General features: G+C 62.8%; 17 protein-coding genes. 9 read left to right on the top strand and 8 right to left on the bottom strand.

Features of this window, described 5'->3' with window-relative positions:
- Positions 1 to 5: 5 nt before the first annotated feature.
- Together ACE4RL_RS16655 and ACE4RL_RS16650 are read left to right on the top strand one after the other, a co-directional pair.
- Positions 6 to 860: a DMT family transporter gene (locus tag ACE4RL_RS16655; RefSeq protein ID WP_375598221.1), complete on the top strand. Its 855-nt coding sequence runs from the start codon at positions 6 to 8 to the stop codon at positions 858 to 860.
- Between the two features lie 11 nt (positions 861 to 871).
- Positions 872 to 1,324 carry a nucleoside deaminase gene (locus tag ACE4RL_RS16650; protein WP_375598220.1) on the top strand — a complete coding sequence of 151 codons (453 nt, stop codon included), beginning with the start codon at positions 872 to 874 and terminating at the stop codon, positions 1,322 to 1,324.
- Here the strand turns inward: ACE4RL_RS16650 and ACE4RL_RS16645 are convergent.
- Both ACE4RL_RS16645 and ACE4RL_RS16640 read right to left on the bottom strand, forming a co-directional pair.
- The gene (locus ACE4RL_RS16645) at positions 1,321 to 1,803 is read right to left on the bottom strand and encodes an SRPBCC domain-containing protein (RefSeq protein WP_375598219.1); all 483 of its coding nucleotides are present in this window, start codon (positions 1,801 to 1,803) and stop codon (positions 1,321 to 1,323) included. The two genes, ACE4RL_RS16650 and ACE4RL_RS16645, sit on opposite strands and share 4 nt — an antisense overlap.
- Entirely contained in the window at positions 1,766 to 2,134 is a 369-nt protein-coding gene (locus ACE4RL_RS16640) for an ArsR/SmtB family transcription factor (protein ID WP_375598218.1), read from the bottom strand. Before ACE4RL_RS16640 ends, ACE4RL_RS16645 begins: the two co-directional genes overlap by 38 nt.
- 163 nt (positions 2,135 to 2,297) lie before the next feature.
- Here ACE4RL_RS16640 and ACE4RL_RS16635 point away from each other — a divergent pair, with 163 nt between their 5' ends.
- From ACE4RL_RS16635 to ACE4RL_RS16625, 3 genes are read left to right on the top strand one after another with little or no spacing between them, the layout of a single operon-like run.
- Complete coding sequence (locus ACE4RL_RS16635) at positions 2,298 to 2,762, top strand: hypothetical protein (RefSeq protein ID WP_375598217.1); 465 nt, start codon at positions 2,298 to 2,300, stop codon at positions 2,760 to 2,762.
- On the top strand, positions 2,762 to 2,995 hold the full coding sequence (locus ACE4RL_RS16630; protein ID WP_375598216.1) for a helix-turn-helix transcriptional regulator: 234 nt from the start codon (positions 2,762 to 2,764) through the stop codon (positions 2,993 to 2,995). Before ACE4RL_RS16635 ends, ACE4RL_RS16630 begins: the two co-directional genes overlap by 1 nt.
- A gap of 19 nt (positions 2,996 to 3,014) precedes the next feature.
- The gene (locus ACE4RL_RS16625; RefSeq protein ID WP_375598215.1) at positions 3,015 to 3,986 is read left to right on the top strand and encodes an NAD(P)-dependent alcohol dehydrogenase; all 972 of its coding nucleotides are present in this window, start codon (positions 3,015 to 3,017) and stop codon (positions 3,984 to 3,986) included.
- Between the two features lie 2 nt (positions 3,987 to 3,988).
- On the opposite strand, the gene ACE4RL_RS16620 is transcribed toward ACE4RL_RS16625, so the two are convergent.
- The 4 genes from ACE4RL_RS16620 to ACE4RL_RS16605 form a co-directional block, all read right to left on the bottom strand.
- Positions 3,989 to 4,927, bottom strand: coding sequence for a patatin-like phospholipase family protein (locus ACE4RL_RS16620; RefSeq protein ID WP_375598214.1), 939 nt, complete (start codon positions 4,925 to 4,927; stop codon positions 3,989 to 3,991).
- Positions 4,928 to 5,012: 85 nt separating this feature from the next.
- Complete coding sequence (gene purD, locus ACE4RL_RS16615) at positions 5,013 to 6,284, bottom strand: phosphoribosylamine--glycine ligase (RefSeq protein WP_375598213.1); 1,272 nt, start codon at positions 6,282 to 6,284, stop codon at positions 5,013 to 5,015.
- 110 nt (positions 6,285 to 6,394) lie between these two features.
- On the bottom strand, positions 6,395 to 7,765 hold the full coding sequence (locus ACE4RL_RS16610; RefSeq protein WP_375598212.1) for a glutamate--cysteine ligase: 1,371 nt from the start codon (positions 7,763 to 7,765) through the stop codon (positions 6,395 to 6,397).
- 71 nt (positions 7,766 to 7,836) lie between these two features.
- Positions 7,837 to 8,586: a 16S rRNA (uracil(1498)-N(3))-methyltransferase gene (locus ACE4RL_RS16605; protein WP_375598211.1), complete on the bottom strand. Its 750-nt coding sequence runs from the start codon at positions 8,584 to 8,586 to the stop codon at positions 7,837 to 7,839.
- A gap of 100 nt (positions 8,587 to 8,686) precedes the next feature.
- Between ACE4RL_RS16605 and ubiA the strand changes: the two genes are divergently transcribed.
- Entirely contained in the window at positions 8,687 to 9,613 is a 927-nt protein-coding gene (gene ubiA / locus ACE4RL_RS16600; RefSeq protein ID WP_375598210.1) for a 4-hydroxybenzoate octaprenyltransferase, read from the top strand.
- Between the two features lie 77 nt (positions 9,614 to 9,690).
- On the opposite strand, the gene ACE4RL_RS16595 is transcribed toward ubiA, so the two are convergent.
- Positions 9,691 to 10,206: a DUF6101 family protein gene (locus ACE4RL_RS16595; RefSeq protein ID WP_375598209.1), complete on the bottom strand. Its 516-nt coding sequence runs from the start codon at positions 10,204 to 10,206 to the stop codon at positions 9,691 to 9,693.
- A 254-nt stretch (positions 10,207 to 10,460) separates the two neighbouring features.
- Here ACE4RL_RS16595 and ACE4RL_RS16590 point away from each other — a divergent pair, with 254 nt between their 5' ends.
- Genes ACE4RL_RS16590 through ACE4RL_RS16580 form a run of 3 tightly spaced genes read left to right on the top strand, consistent with a single transcriptional unit; the run spans position 10,461 to position 12,827 of the window.
- On the top strand, positions 10,461 to 11,318 hold the full coding sequence (locus tag ACE4RL_RS16590) for a 3'(2'),5'-bisphosphate nucleotidase CysQ (RefSeq protein WP_375598208.1): 858 nt from the start codon (positions 10,461 to 10,463) through the stop codon (positions 11,316 to 11,318).
- 3 nt (positions 11,319 to 11,321) lie between these two features.
- A complete protein-coding gene (locus tag ACE4RL_RS16585; RefSeq protein ID WP_375598207.1) occupies positions 11,322 to 11,561 on the top strand; it encodes a DUF4170 domain-containing protein in 240 nt (79 codons plus the stop codon).
- A 3-nt stretch (positions 11,562 to 11,564) separates the two neighbouring features.
- Positions 11,565 to 12,827 carry an O-antigen ligase family protein gene (locus tag ACE4RL_RS16580; RefSeq protein WP_375598206.1) on the top strand — a complete coding sequence of 421 codons (1,263 nt, stop codon included), beginning with the start codon at positions 11,565 to 11,567 and terminating at the stop codon, positions 12,825 to 12,827.
- Here the strand turns inward: ACE4RL_RS16580 and ACE4RL_RS16575 are convergent.
- Positions 12,793 to 13,938, bottom strand: coding sequence for a hypothetical protein (locus ACE4RL_RS16575; RefSeq protein ID WP_375598205.1), 1,146 nt, complete (start codon positions 13,936 to 13,938; stop codon positions 12,793 to 12,795). The two genes, ACE4RL_RS16580 and ACE4RL_RS16575, sit on opposite strands and share 35 nt — an antisense overlap.
- Position 13,939: the final 1 nt, after the last annotated feature.

Here is a 13,939-nt window from a genome sequence, read left to right as displayed (position 1 = left end):
GACGGATGCGCATAGTCCTGCTTACAGCGCTGGCGATGATTGCCTTTGCCGCCAATTCGGTGCTGGCCCGGCTCGCTTTGGCCGATGGTGCCATGGATGCGCTGAGCTATACCGGCATTCGCATTCTGGCCGGTGCCGTCATCCTGTTTTTGCTGGTCTGGTGGCGTACGCGCCAAAGTGGAGCGGGATTTTCCCTTGCGGGACATTGGCTGCAGGCGGGAGCTTTGCTTGGCTACGCATTGGGGTTCTCCTTGGCCTATGGATGGCTGGGCGCAGCGACCGGCGCGCTGATCCTGTTCGCCAGCGTGCAGATCGGCATGGTGGCCCGCGCCATCGCCGCGGGTGACCGGCCCGGCCTGCTCGAATGGCTCGGCCTGCTCCTGGCCCTTGGCGCCTTTGCCTATCTCGTTTCGCCCGGTCTCACCGCGCCGGATCCCCTGGGTTCCCTGCTCATGGTGTTGGCTGGGCTGTGCTGGGCCGCCTATTCCCTGCTTGGGCGTGGATCGGAGCGGCCGCTGGACGATACGGCGGGCAACTTTCTGCGCTGCGCGCCGGTGGCGATACTGCTGCTGGTGATCGGCATTTGGAATGGCGCACCGCGATGGGACGGGCTTGCTTATGCCATTGCTTCGGGGGCGATCGCCTCTGGCCTGGGCTATGCAATATGGTATGCGGTGCTTCCGGCCCTGACTCGCACGCGGGCGGCCATCGTGCAGCTTTCGGTGCCGGCTTTGTCGGCCTTCGGCGCTGTGCTGTTCATCGGTGAAGCGCTCGATGCGCGGCTGCTGGTCAGCTCGGCGATCATTCTGGGCGGGATTGGCATTGCGACGCTGGCGGCGGGCCGGCGCAAGGGAAACTGAGGACGAGACGGATGTCGAGCGCGCCTTCGCCCATGAAACTGGCTCTGGCTCTGGCTGAAGAGGCCGCTGCCCAGGGCGAGGCGCCGGTGGGTGCGGTCATTGTCGAGGGGCAGACCGTTCTGGCTGCCGAGCGCAATCGCATGCAAGCGCTGGCCGACCCGACCGCTCATGCCGAGATGCTGGCGATCAAGGCGGCTCTGGCGGTGCGCGGCACCGGGCGGCTGGATGGCTGCGACCTCTATGTGACGCTCGAACCCTGCGCCATGTGCGCCGGGGCCATTGCTCACACCCGACTGCGCCGGATTTATTTCGCGGCCGAGGATATCAAGGCCGGGGCGGTCGAGAACGGTATCCGCCTGTTCGACCAGCCCACCTGCCACCATCGGCCCGAGGTGATCGGCGGACTGTCGGCCGGCCGCGCCGAGGCGATGCTGGTGGATTTCTTCAGGAAGCTACGGGACTAAGCTCCGGCGAGCAGTTCCGCGAGCTTGTCGAAAGCTTGTGACCAACCGCCTCCGCCGGCGGTGCCTTCCGGTACGCCCACATGCGTCATGGTCATCATCGTCTTGCCCCCAGCTTCGGCGAGTTCGACGATGACCTCGGTGATGTCCGGGTGTCCGTCCGGCATGCCCATGGCCTGCGGCGCGATCAATACGCCATCGGCGTCACACAGGCTCTCGGTATAGACCAGGCGGCCGGGCTTGCTGACCTCCTTGTAGACGCCGGTGAACCACATCGTCATGGTGCGGTCCGGGGAGCGCATTTCCATGCAGATTTTCCGTGTGCCGCCCACCACCACGTCCATCTGGGCGGTCGGCACGGTCATCCCCCTGGGGCCATACCATTTCTTGAACTGTTCCGGGTCGGTCCACATCTCCCAGACCAGATCGATCGGAGCATCGACTTCACGCGTGATCTTCACCCATTCCGGTGGCTTGGTCATCCGTGGTCTCCCTTAAATCTTCGATTGCCTTGGCCATGGCGTCAAACCTGGCATCCCAGATGTGGCGATATTGTTCGGTCCATAGGGCCACGTCCTTCAGCCGCTCAGCATTCAGCCTGCAGGGACGAAATTGCGCGTCCTTGCCGCGCGTGATCAGCTCTGCCTGTTCAAGAACCCTGAGATGTTTCGAGATGGCGGGCAGGCTCATGTCAAACGGTTCTGCCAACGCATTCACCGTAGCGTCGCCCTTGGAGAGCCGGGCTAGAATGGCACGCCGGGTGGGGTTCGCCAGTGCCGCGAACACGGCATCGAGTGCTTCTGCGTCTTCCATGTGTCTGATAATAAACCATATGGATAATTAAGCAAGTGGTTTATTACGTGGTCTTCACTCCGCTAGCAGATGCGTGAAATATCGGACGTCATGTTAAAAATGCTTGACATCATGTTGAAAATGAGCGACATGGAGGCAGTAATTTTTTCCATGGAGACGTCGAATGACGATGCGGGAAAAAGTGGCGTGGATCGCGGTGACGACTTCGCTGGTGATTTTTGGCTGGTATTTCTGGAGCGCCTGGGCCGACTTTGCCGCGCGCCAACTGGATGGGGATATTCTGTTCTGGCGCTTCCTGTGGTGCTTCGGGATTGCCCTGGTCATCATGTTGCCGGCGGCGATGATCGCGGCGCGGCTGGGCGGGCAGGCATTCGACCCGCCGGCCGATGAAATGGAAGTGCGGATCGAGGCCATCTCGAACCGCTACGGGTTGGCGCTGCTCGAAATCCTTCTGGTCACCATCGTGCTGGCGAGCAAGTGGATCACTGATATCGCGCGCGCCGATTTCACCCTCGATCCGGTGGGGGCGACCGCGATCATGCTGGTCAATCTGATCCTCTTCGTCACCGCCTTTGCGGCCGTCGTGCGCGAGATCATCGTCATCATCCAGTACCGGCGGTATGCGTGATGCCGGCGCCGCCCCCCATATCCAACACCATTCGTCGGCTGCGTTTCGAGCATGGCGAGATGACCCAGCAGCAACTGGCCGATGCCATCGGCATGACCCGGCAGACCGTCGCCGCCATCGAGCAGAACAAGTATTCGCCCTCTCTGGAGGCCGCCTTCCGCATTGCCGAAGCCTTCGGTGTCGAGATCGGGGAAGTCTTCCAGTGGAAGGCCGATGAGAAACAGGGCCGCTAGCGGCCCCAAGGAGCCTGAAATGAAAGCCTGGTTTGCCCGCGATTACGGCGGCCCCGAAGTGCTGCGCCTCGAAGATGTCGGCAAGCCCGTCCCCAAGCCCGGAGAAATCCTGGTGAAAGTACATGCGACCACGGTCAATTCGGGAGACCGCCGCATCCGCGCCTGCGACTTTCCACCGGGCATGAAAACGCTCGGCCGCCTGGCGCTGGGCTGGAACCGGCCGCGCCAGCCGATCCTGGGGACGGAACTTGCGGGCAAGGTCGAGACCGTGGGGCAGGGCGTAACACGGTTTTCGCCCGGCGAGGCGGTCTATGCCTTTCCCGGCGGCAGGATGGGTACGCATGCCGAATATGTGCTGATCAAGGAAACCGGGCCGGTCGCTCATCTGCCTGAAGGCGTCGACATGCTGACCGGTGCCGCGCTCTGTTTCGGCGGCACCACGGCCCTGACCTATCTGCGCCGGGGTGACGTGCGGGAAGGGCAGTCCATGCTGGTGCTCGGGGGGGCGGGTGCTGTCGGTTCGGCCATGGTGCAACTGGGCAAGCTGGCGGGGGCGCATGTCACTGCCACGACCAGCGCGGGCAATCTGGACCTGGTCAGGACGCATGGTGCCGACACCGTGATCGATTATCACAGCACCGATGTGAGCCGGCACAACGCGGTTTTTGACGTCATCGCCGACACGGTTGAAGCGATGGATTTCGCCAGGGCGCAGAAGTTGCTCAAGCCCGGTGGACGCTATCTCGCCATTGCCGGGACGCTTAAGGAAATGCTGGGTAGCCTGCGCAAGGGACCCGAAGGAAAGCGGATGATTGCCGGGCCGGCCGATGAGCGGCTTGAGGATATTGTTGAACTCGGGCGCCTCGCCGCGCTGGGCCAGTACCGACCGCATATCGACAAGGTCTATGCCTTCACCGACATGCCCGCCGCCCATGCTCATGCCGACACAGGGCATAAGCGGGGCAGTGTTGTGGTGCAGGTCGCCGACTAGCGTCAGTCCTTGGGATTGCTGTCGATTGGCTCGATGCGGTCCTGGATATAGGCCTCTATCTTGTTCTCCAACATGCGCTTGAAGCGGTCCTTTTCCGCATCGGCGTGGGCGATGATCTCACGCACGCGCCAGAATTCCATCGCTCCGATATGGGCAACGCGGGGGCGGATATAGATGTCGGGCGGGTAGGCCGCCATCATATGTGCGGTCAGCGAATGCATCATGATCTGGGCTGAACCGAACCAGATATCGATTGCCTTGTGGTCGGTCTTGGTCAGATTGGCGGAAGGGTCGCCCGCCACATCGATGCCGATCAGGAAATCGGTGCCGATATCGGCCTGATCGAGGGGCAGTGGATTGACCACGCCGCCATCGACCAAGAGGTGATTGTCATAGATCACCGGCTTGCAAAAGCTCGGAATCGCCAGCGAACCGGCAATGGCAGGGCGCAGCAGGCCCGAATTGAACACCACCTGGTGCCAGGACTGGAAATCGGTGGCCACGACATAGAGCGGCACCTTGAGGTCCTTGAACTCGAGCGGGAAATTGTCCGGCAGGAAGGCGTCCACCACGCTAGTGGCTTCGATCTGCATGGAAATGCCGTTCTTCAGCAGGCCGCCAAGGCCGCGGATCTGCGTGGCCCAGAGTCGGCTGGCGATGGTACGCAAAGTGCCCAGCACCTCGAAGGAATGTTCGCGCAACTCGCGTCCGGACATGCCCGACGCCCAGCCCGCGCCAATCAAAGCGCCGATCGAGGTGCCAGAAATCACCGTAGGCTTGAGGCCGAGCTCGTCCATGGCCTCGATATAGGGAATGTGAGTAAGCCCACGGGCGGAGCCGCCGCCGAGGGCCACGCCGATCCTGGGTTCGCTGCTCGCTTTCATCCTGCCACGCTCCGCACCCTTCATGCGCAGCTTTTCCGCCAGGGCCAGCCCGCGCATCTGCAGTGGCGTCAGCGGGCGTTCGGGCGGAGCCGCGTCAAAGACGGTTCGAAGATAGCTTAAGGTCTTCAGGTTGAAGAATGGTTCAGCCTTCGCGGGCGATCTCGCGCCAGCCGATGTCACGCCGGCAGTAGCCTTCTGGCCAAACAATTGCGTCCACGCTTCTGTAAGCACGTTCCTGTGCCTCTTTGACCGATGCCCCGAGCGCGGTGACATTGAGCACGCGCCCACCATTGGCCAGTAAACGGTTGCCATCACGCTTCGTTCCGGCGTGGAACACGGTCAGCGCATTATTGTCGAGTCCGTCGACCCCTTTTATCTCGCTCCCCTTGCCGTAGTCGCCGGGATAGCCTTGGGTGGCCATGATGACCGTCAGGGCAAAATCGTCCTTCCAGGTGACGTCGTGGCCGGTCAGGGTGCCGGTGGCGACCGCGTGGAGCAGGGGCACGATGTCGCTCTCCATGCGCATCATCATCACCTGGCACTCCGGATCGCCGAAGCGGGCATTGTATTCCACAAGCTTGGGCCCGGCCTCGGTCAGCATTAGTCCGGCATAGAGAACACCCGCATAGGGGGTGCCGCGCTGAGCCATGCCGCGCACGGTCGGCTCGATGATGCGGGACATGGTCTCGTCATAAAGCGCCTTGCTCATCACCGGAGCAGGCGAATAAGCGCCCATGCCGCCGGTATTGGGACCCTGGTCGCCATCAAAGGCCCGCTTGTGATCCTGCGCGGTGGTCAGCGGCAGGATTGCCTCGCCATCGGTGAGCACGAAGAGGCTGACTTCCTCGCCCTCCATGAATTCCTCGATGACCACGGACGCGCCCGATTCTCCGAATGCGCCAGCAAAGCAATCGATGATGGCGGCTTCTGCCTCCTCGACGCTCATGGCCACGGTGACACCCTTGCCGGCGGCCAGGCCATCGGCCTTGATGACGATGGGCGCGCCCTGGGTGTAGAGATAGGCGAGGGCCGAGGCCTCGTCTTCAAACCGGCCATAGGCGGCGGTGGGAATGTCGAACTGATCGCACAGGGCCTTGGTGAAGCTCTTCGAACCTTCGAGCTGACCAGCCTGTTTGGAGGGGCAGAAACAGGTTGTGCCGGCGGCGCGGACATCGTCGCCCAAGCCGGCGACGACCTGCGCATCGGGGCCGACGACGACAAAGTCGATGGCGTGCTCTCGTGCCGCAGCGATCACGGCGGCATGGTCGGTGATGTCAATGTTAAGGTTGGTGGCGACACCTTCGGTCCCGCCATTGCCCGGCGCGACGAACAGGGCTTCGACCAGCGGCGACTGCGCGATCTTCCAGGCCAATGCATGTTCGCGCCCACCCGAACCAATGACCATTACCCGCATGTCTGCCTCCGTGCCGTTTGCGGGCGTGATGCAGGAAAGTACGGGCTAGGGCAAGGGGGAGCTGCGGGTTATAGCCGGGAAGGCCCGCTCACCCGCCGGACGCGACTCCCCTAAAGCTCGGCTTCCTCGAAGATGTGCGTCAGGTCGCCCTTCCATTCGCCGTGGAACTTGTCGAGCCAGCGCTGGGCCGGGGCCTTGCCGCTACGCACGGTTTCCTCGAGCGGAGCCAGAAAGATGGTTTCGTCCTGACCCGCCTCGTTAAGGCGGTTGCGACGCACGAGGCCCGCTTCGGCAATACCAACGGCCTGGGCAGCAATGTCGAAAATCGAGGAGCGGTCAAACGGCGTGTCGAGGCCAAGCCGCGGCACTTCGCGGCGCAGATGCTCGCGATCCTCATCGGTCCAGTTGCGCACCAGTTCCCAAGCGCCTTCGAGCGAAATCTCGTCATAGAGCAGCCCGGTCCAGAAGGCGGAGAGCGCCACCACATGGGCTTCGTCGCCCATATCGGCACCACGCATTTCGAGGAATTGCTTCAAGCGCACTTCGGGGAAAAGGGTCGAGAGGTGATCCTCCCAATCCTTGATGGTCGGCTTTTCGCCGGGAAGCTGCGGCAGGCGGCCATCGAGAAAGTCGCGGAAACTTTCGCCGGCGACGTTGATGTATTTCTTGTCGCGGATGACGAAATACATCGGCACGTCGAGCGCGTAGTCAGCATATTGCTCGAAGCCGAAACCGGGTTCGAACACGAAGGGCAGCATGCCGGTACGATCGTCGTCGGTATTGCGCCAGATCTCGCTGCGATAGCTCAGATAGCCGGTGTCGCGACCGTTGGCGAAAGGTGAATTGGCAAAGAGCGCCGTGGCGACCGGCTGCAAGGCCAGCGACACGCGCAGCTTCTTGACCATGTCCGCTTCGCCGGAGAAATCGAGATTGGTCTGAACCGTCGCTGAGCGATACATCATCGATGTGCCCAGCGTGCCGGTCTCGCCCATATATTTGGTCATGATCGCATAGCGCGACTTGGGCATGGAGGCGATTTCCTCTACCGCCCAGAGCGGGGTGACGCCCAGACCGAGAAAATGAATGTCGAGCGGTTCGGCAACCTTCTTGCTGACGCGCATATGCTCGCTCAGTTCGGCGGCGGTGCCGTGCAGATCGGCCATGGGCGAGCCGGAAAGCTCGAACTGGCCACCCGGTTCGAGCGAAATGCCGCCCGCAATCTCGTCATTGCGCAGGCCGATGGGATGGTCCCCGTCGTAAAAGGGATGCCAGCCGGTCTCCTTTTCGATGCCATCGAGCAGTGCCCGAATACCCTGTTCCCCGTCATAGGCGACGGGACGCAGTGGATTGGTGTGGAAGACGTGCTTTTCGTGTTCCGTGCCGATGCGCCATTGATCCGCCGGCTTGGCGCCGCGTGCCATCGCCTCGATCAGGTCAGCTCGCGATTCGATATGGGGCGAGAGGGTGTCGGCGCCGGCCATGTGGTCCTCATTGTTGAGGGTCTAAACTGGGGCGCGAACATAGCGAGAGCAAGACGGAAAGCAATCGCCTTTTATCGCCAATCACCGATGATCGCCTGAATGACCGCGAGCGCTGCCACCGCGGCGGTGTCGGCGCGCAGGATTCTGGGCCCCAGGCTGATGGGGACAACGAAGGGCAGGGCGTGCAGTTTCTCCCTTTCCGCATCTGAGAAGCCGCCCTCCGGGCCAATCACCAGGCCAATGCGCTGGCCGCGCAACAGCTCCAGTGCCTGGACCGGTGATGAGGAGGCCTCGCCTTCGTCGGCAAAAACCAGCTTGCGGTCGCCGTGAGTCTCGACCCAGCCATCGAGCAAGCCATCGAGATCAATGGCCGGGGCAATTTGCGGCACGTTGAGCACTTCACACTGCTCGGCCGCCTCAATAGCATTGGCAAAAAGTCGCTCGGGCTTGAGGCGATGGAGCTGGGTGAACTGGGTCATCACCGGCTGGATGGTGCCTACGCCCATCTCGACCGCCTTCTGGATTATATAGTCCAATCGCTCCGATTTGAGGGGAGCAAAGCCATACCAGAGGTCCGATGGCGGGGTTTGCGGGGCGATCTGCTCGAGCGTTTCCAGTGTCACCGATTTCTTCGAATCGCTGGCGAGACGGCACAGCCAGGCCCCATCCCGGCCATTGAACAACACCACCTCGTCGCCGACCACCTTGCGCAGGACCGCAGCGAGGTAGAGGGATTGGTCCTTGTTCAGCGTCAGTTCTGTCCCGGCAGCAAGATCGGGCTCGACGAAAAGGCGGGGAAGTGAGGCGTGGCTGCGGGGCATGAAGGTTGATCAGTTGCTTGGCTCTTTCGGCGCAGTTAGGACTGATCAACATGCCGATGCAAGGAGCATCGGGGCGAAACGCGATCTGGATAAGCACATCATGACCGACCCCACCGGCGCTGTTGCCGACGCGCAAAAGGACAATTGGCTCGATCGCTATGCGCCTGACCCGGTCAAGCCCTATGGGCGGCTGGCGCGCTGGGACAGGCCGATTGGCTTTTACCTGCTGTTCTGGCCCTGCGCCTGGGGCATCGGCCTTGCGGCTGTGTTCCAGCCGGCGCTGGGCTTTGGCTGGTGGGCGGCCATATTGATGTTTCTTGGCGCCATCCTGATGCGCGGGGCCGGCTGCACCTTTAACGACATTGTCGATCGCGACATCGATATGCAGGTGGCGCGCACGCGCTCACGACCCATCCCATCGGGACAGGTAACGACGCGCGAAGCCTTTTATTTCCTCATAGCCCAGGCGCTGCTCGCCTCGGCGATCCTGTTTCAGTTCAATCGGTTCACGGTTTACGCGGCCATTGCTTCGCTGGTGCTGGTAGCGATCTACCCCTTCATGAAACGGATCACGTGGTGGCCGCAGCTTTTCCTGGGGCTCGCCTTCTCCTATGGGGCGCTGGTGGGCTGGTCGAGCCAGACTGGGGGGCTGAGCTGGGCGCCGGTGATGCTCTATGCCGGCACCATTTTGTGGGTCATCGGCTACGACACCATCTATGCGCTGCAGGATATCGAGGATGATGCGCTGGTGGGGGTAAAATCCACCGCGCGTCTGTTCGGCGACAATGTGCGCCCGGCCGTGGCGGTGCTCTATGCCGGCGCCTTCCTGCTCTGGAACGTAGCCTCGCTGATGGTCGGCGGTGGCGTGATCTTCGCGGCGCTGTCGCTCGTCGGAGCTGGCCTCATGGCGTGGCAGCTCTGGACGCTGGACAGGGAAGTCCCGCTCAACCCGTTCCACCGCTTCTACAACAACCACTATGTCGGCATGGCGCTGACCCTGGCGCTTCTGGCCGAGTGGGTTTGGTAGCTGCCGCTAGAAAAGCCAAAAGGGCCGACCGCACCACCGGTCGACCCTTCTGGGCTTGCTTTGGAGAGCAATAAAAATCAGTGCGCGTCGGCCTGGCCGGGCTTGCGGCGGTTGAGGAAGCGGGGGCGGCGCGAGGCATCGGCAGCGAGCTTCCGGCGCGGGGCGGTATTGCCCAGCATCACGCCATCGACCTGCTGGGAATAGGGCATGTAGGCGCCGTCGCCCGCCTTGATGAACAGCGGCAGGCGGAGCTTCTTGCCCCAGTTCTGCCATTCGGCGACGACGTTGTGGTTGCCCTCTTCCTCGAACACCTTGTAGTTGAGCTCGGCATCGGAATGGACCAGTTCGATAGAGCTGGTCAGCAGGCCCTCTTCCGAGATCGCGGTGGCCACGGCCACGCCGATATATTCGGTCACCGGCACCTTGATCTTGATCGCCACTCCGCTCTGTTCGAGCATCTTGCGCACGGTGACGGTCTTGACCGGATCCTTGGGACCATTGTCGTTGGCCGCCGTGAAGCGGCGCTCGGCTACGGCCGGGCGGCCGAAGGCCAGAACGACTGATGAGCCTTCCATCGCAACGCCATGAACCATTTTTGATGCCTTCCTGTAACTTCGAGAGCTTGTTTTTTGTGCTCCGTTTATGAAGCCAATCTAGCGCACCCCCATACCCACGCCCTTAATCGGTTCGGTTAAGTTTATGTTGTTTTCCCGGAGGGTTAGCAGGGTATTGCACCCAGTCAGAAGCGGTTAACCCAGTGTCTTGCCACCCCGTTTACCCTGCCACATTTGCCCGAGCGCAGCCCGCTCTTGTGGAATGCCCGCCCGCAGCCTAAAAGGCGCGCATAATGCCGGCTTTTGCCCCACCTTATGACGATGACCTCGAACTGCTCCGCTCCACCGCCGTGGCAGCGGGTATCATCGCCTCGAGCTATTTCCGGCGCGATATCAAGACCTGGACCAAGGACAATGCCTCCCCGGTCAGCGAAGCCGATATCGTGGTGGACCGGTTTCTGGCGGCCAATCTCTTGCAGGCGCGACCCAGTTACGGCTGGCTGAGCGAAGAAACGGTCGACAATCCATCCCGTCTGGACTGCGAACGGGTCTTTGTCGTTGACCCGATCGATGGCACGCGCGCATTTCTGCGCGGCGAGGATTACTGGACGGTCTCGCTGGCGGTGGTCGAGAATGGCGTTGCTGTGGCCGGTGTCGTCTATGCTCCGGCCCGCGACGAACTCTATGATGCCTATAAGGGTGGCGGCGCGCGGCTCAACGGCAAACCCTTGACCCGCTCCCGCCGGGCGGGAGCGCCGCCGCTGATCCCGGCCCCCGGTGCGGTGCATCAGGAATTGCAGGCCGCTGGCCTCGATTATGCGCGGGGCCCTGCTTATCCCTCGTTGGCCTACCGGCTGGTGCAGGTCGCCACCGGAAAGCTGGACGCTGCCGTCGCTCGCCGCGGTTCGCAGGATTGGGATATCGCCGGTGCTGCAGCGATCCTTGCCGAGTGCGGACTGGACTTTGCCGATGTCTGCACCGGCTTCCCACAATTGAACAATCGAGATGTGCGTCACGGAGCGCTTGCGGCACTGGGCGACATAAGCCTAAAACCCGTGCTGCATGCAGCGCTGATCAAGGTCTATGGGTGTCCCCAGGCCGCAGAGGGCGCTGATGCCGCTGAAACACAATTGCCTCAAACGCGGGACTGACCGATGGCTGAAACGACCGAAAAGCAACTGCTTCACCTGGTGATTGGCGGCGAACTCGCCAGCACGGACGGTATTACCTTTGCTGATCTGGACCAGGTGGACATCGTCGGGGTCTATCCCAATTACGCGGCTGCCGAGAAAGTCTGGCGTGCCAAGGCGCAGCAGACGGTCGACAGCGCGCAGACGCGTTATTTCATCGTGCACCTGCACCGCCTGCTCGATCCCGACGCCGACAAGGCCTGATCCTTGACGCTGGACTTGCGGTCCGCCCTGGGCGGACTGGCCCTTGTTGCCGGGCTTGGCTTCATGGGCACGGCCCCCTTTGTCGCGGACTATGTGGTGATCGTCTGTGGCCTGATCGGTCTTGCGCTGGGGCTCGTCGGACACAGCAGGTCACTGGTCGCGCCTGCGGCCACTATGATCTACGCCGCGCTGGCGCTGCTGGCCGCAAGCGTACCCTTTGTCTATCGCGGCCCGATGGACCTGTTGCCGCTGCTCGCCTGCCTGCCCCTGTTGGCCGCGCCGGGGATTGCCGCATTGCTGGAGCGGGCAGGGGACCGGGCGGGCCGTTGGCTCGGCGCGCATGGCTTGCCGCTGCTGTGCCTTTTCGGGGTGGCTAGCGCAGTCGGCATGGGCCTTTGGGAGGCCTACGCCACCGGAACGCCGCGCGCCGGCGTGGGCAACAATCCGATCCACTTTGGCGGCATCACCACAGTACTGGGCTTTCTGGCCCTTGTCGGCATGCTGTCCAACGGCGCGCGTTGGCGTGTGCTTTATCTGGCAGGTCCGGCACTGGCCATGGTGGGCGTCGTGCTCTCGGGTTCGCGGGGACCGCTGCTCGCCTGGCTGGCGCTGGCCGGGGTCAGCCTGCCGATTCTGCTGATCGGGTTCAGGAGCTGGCGCCTGACCCTTGCCACCATTGCCGCCCTGGCACTGGGAGGGGTGCTATTTGTCAGCCTTGCGGGCGATAGCTATCTGGTACAGCGACTGCTGATTGTCCCGTCCAGCCTGGTCGCGGCGCTTGGCGCTGCAGACTCAGGTACGGCCATGCTTGGCTTCGTCACGGCCAACGATCCGTTTCGTGCCGCCCTTCTTGAATCTGGTTGGCAGGCGTTGCAATCATCGCCCATCGTGGGGATCGGCTACGGGCAGATCATGCCCCTGGTGCGCGAACTCTACCCGGATATGACAGCGCTCCACACACTGGAAAACCTGCATAGCGACTTCGCCGATTTTGCCGCTCTGGGTGGAGTGCTGGGAATAGCGTCGTATTTCCTGTTGCTGCTGTCGCCGCTGGCGGTCCTTAAGGGCGCCAGCCTGCGCAACCGGCCCGGCCTGTGGCTAGGTACGATTGTCCTGGTGGTCAGCTACGCAACACTGGGACTGACCAATGCGATGTTTGGCGTCTTGCCGCAGACCGCATTGTTCGCCGTGGCTCTCGCCCATCTGATGGCGCAGGGCCATCAGTCCCGGTCTATGCTCTCAGAGCCGCCAGAACCTCATCAATAGCGCCTGGGCCGCCAATGCGTTCGCGGCCGATAGCTCCAAGGCGTGCCCGCTCGTCTGCAGAATCGAGGAGGCGGCCAAGAGCCTGAGCGACGGCGTCGGCATCGCCGGGTACCGCGATGCGGGCCTCCCCAAAGAGGCGCTGCTCGTCTTCGAAACGGGACTGCCGGTCTTTTGGGCTGGTCATATGGATGACCGGCTTGCCCAGCCCCAGCGATTGCGTCGTGGCCGTTCCGGCCTGCGACAAGACGATATCGGACACGGCCAGCGCGTTGCCCATGGCCCGGCCACGCAGCAGGTGCACGGTGATCGCGCCATCGCTGAGCCCGCCCAGATCATCGCCTTCCGCGCTCAATAGATTGGTGCGGCTCAGACCGCTAGCCTCGGCCAGGTCGGATACTGGTATTTCGCCAGCCACGGCGAGGAACACATCGGGCCGCAACTCCGCGGGCAGGCGGCGCAAGGCATCCACCTGCCGGGCGAAGTTTTCGGCCGTTTCCCCGCGGCTGCCCGGCAAGAGGGTGATCGCCAGAGGCTGCGTGCGGCGGCTCTGGGCGTCGTAATCGCCAAAGGGAATGGTATCCATCATCAGATTGCCAGGGGCGGTGGCGTCGACGCCAGCACCGCGCAAGAGTCCGGCCAGATTGTCCGCGCGGCAGAACACCCGGCGGCAGGTACGGGCAATCACCTGCTTCTCAAGGCCCGAATAGAGCCGCGCCGCGCCCGTCTTGTAGCAATCTACATAATAGAGGTTGCGATGGCCGGTGATCCAGGCCAGGAGCGGCACAATGGCATCGCCCACCACCAGAATGCGATCATAGCGATTGCGGATCGAGCGCATATAGCGCAGGGCCGGGGGGATGGTGGCCAGCCCCCCCTTGGAAAGGTCGCGCCGCAATGAGCCCTTTGCCGTGCGGGCGCCGCCCGACTCCAGTCGGGCCCGCGGACCGACAATGGGGCAGATGCCGGCATAGGCATTGCCACTGCCCAGCACCGGCCAGGCCTCGACCAGGAACATGTCGGTGAGCCGCGCGGCGATGGCCGACGCGATCCAATCTTCACCATGCCCATTGGAGATGATCAGGAAGCGCTGACGCGGCGCTGCCTCGACCACC

This window comes from Devosia polycyclovorans (assembly GCF_042181575.1).
In the GTDB taxonomy this organism is placed as follows: Bacteria; Pseudomonadota; Alphaproteobacteria; order Rhizobiales; family Devosiaceae; genus Devosia; species Devosia polycyclovorans.
This window is presented reverse-complemented; position numbering and strand designations above follow the sequence as displayed.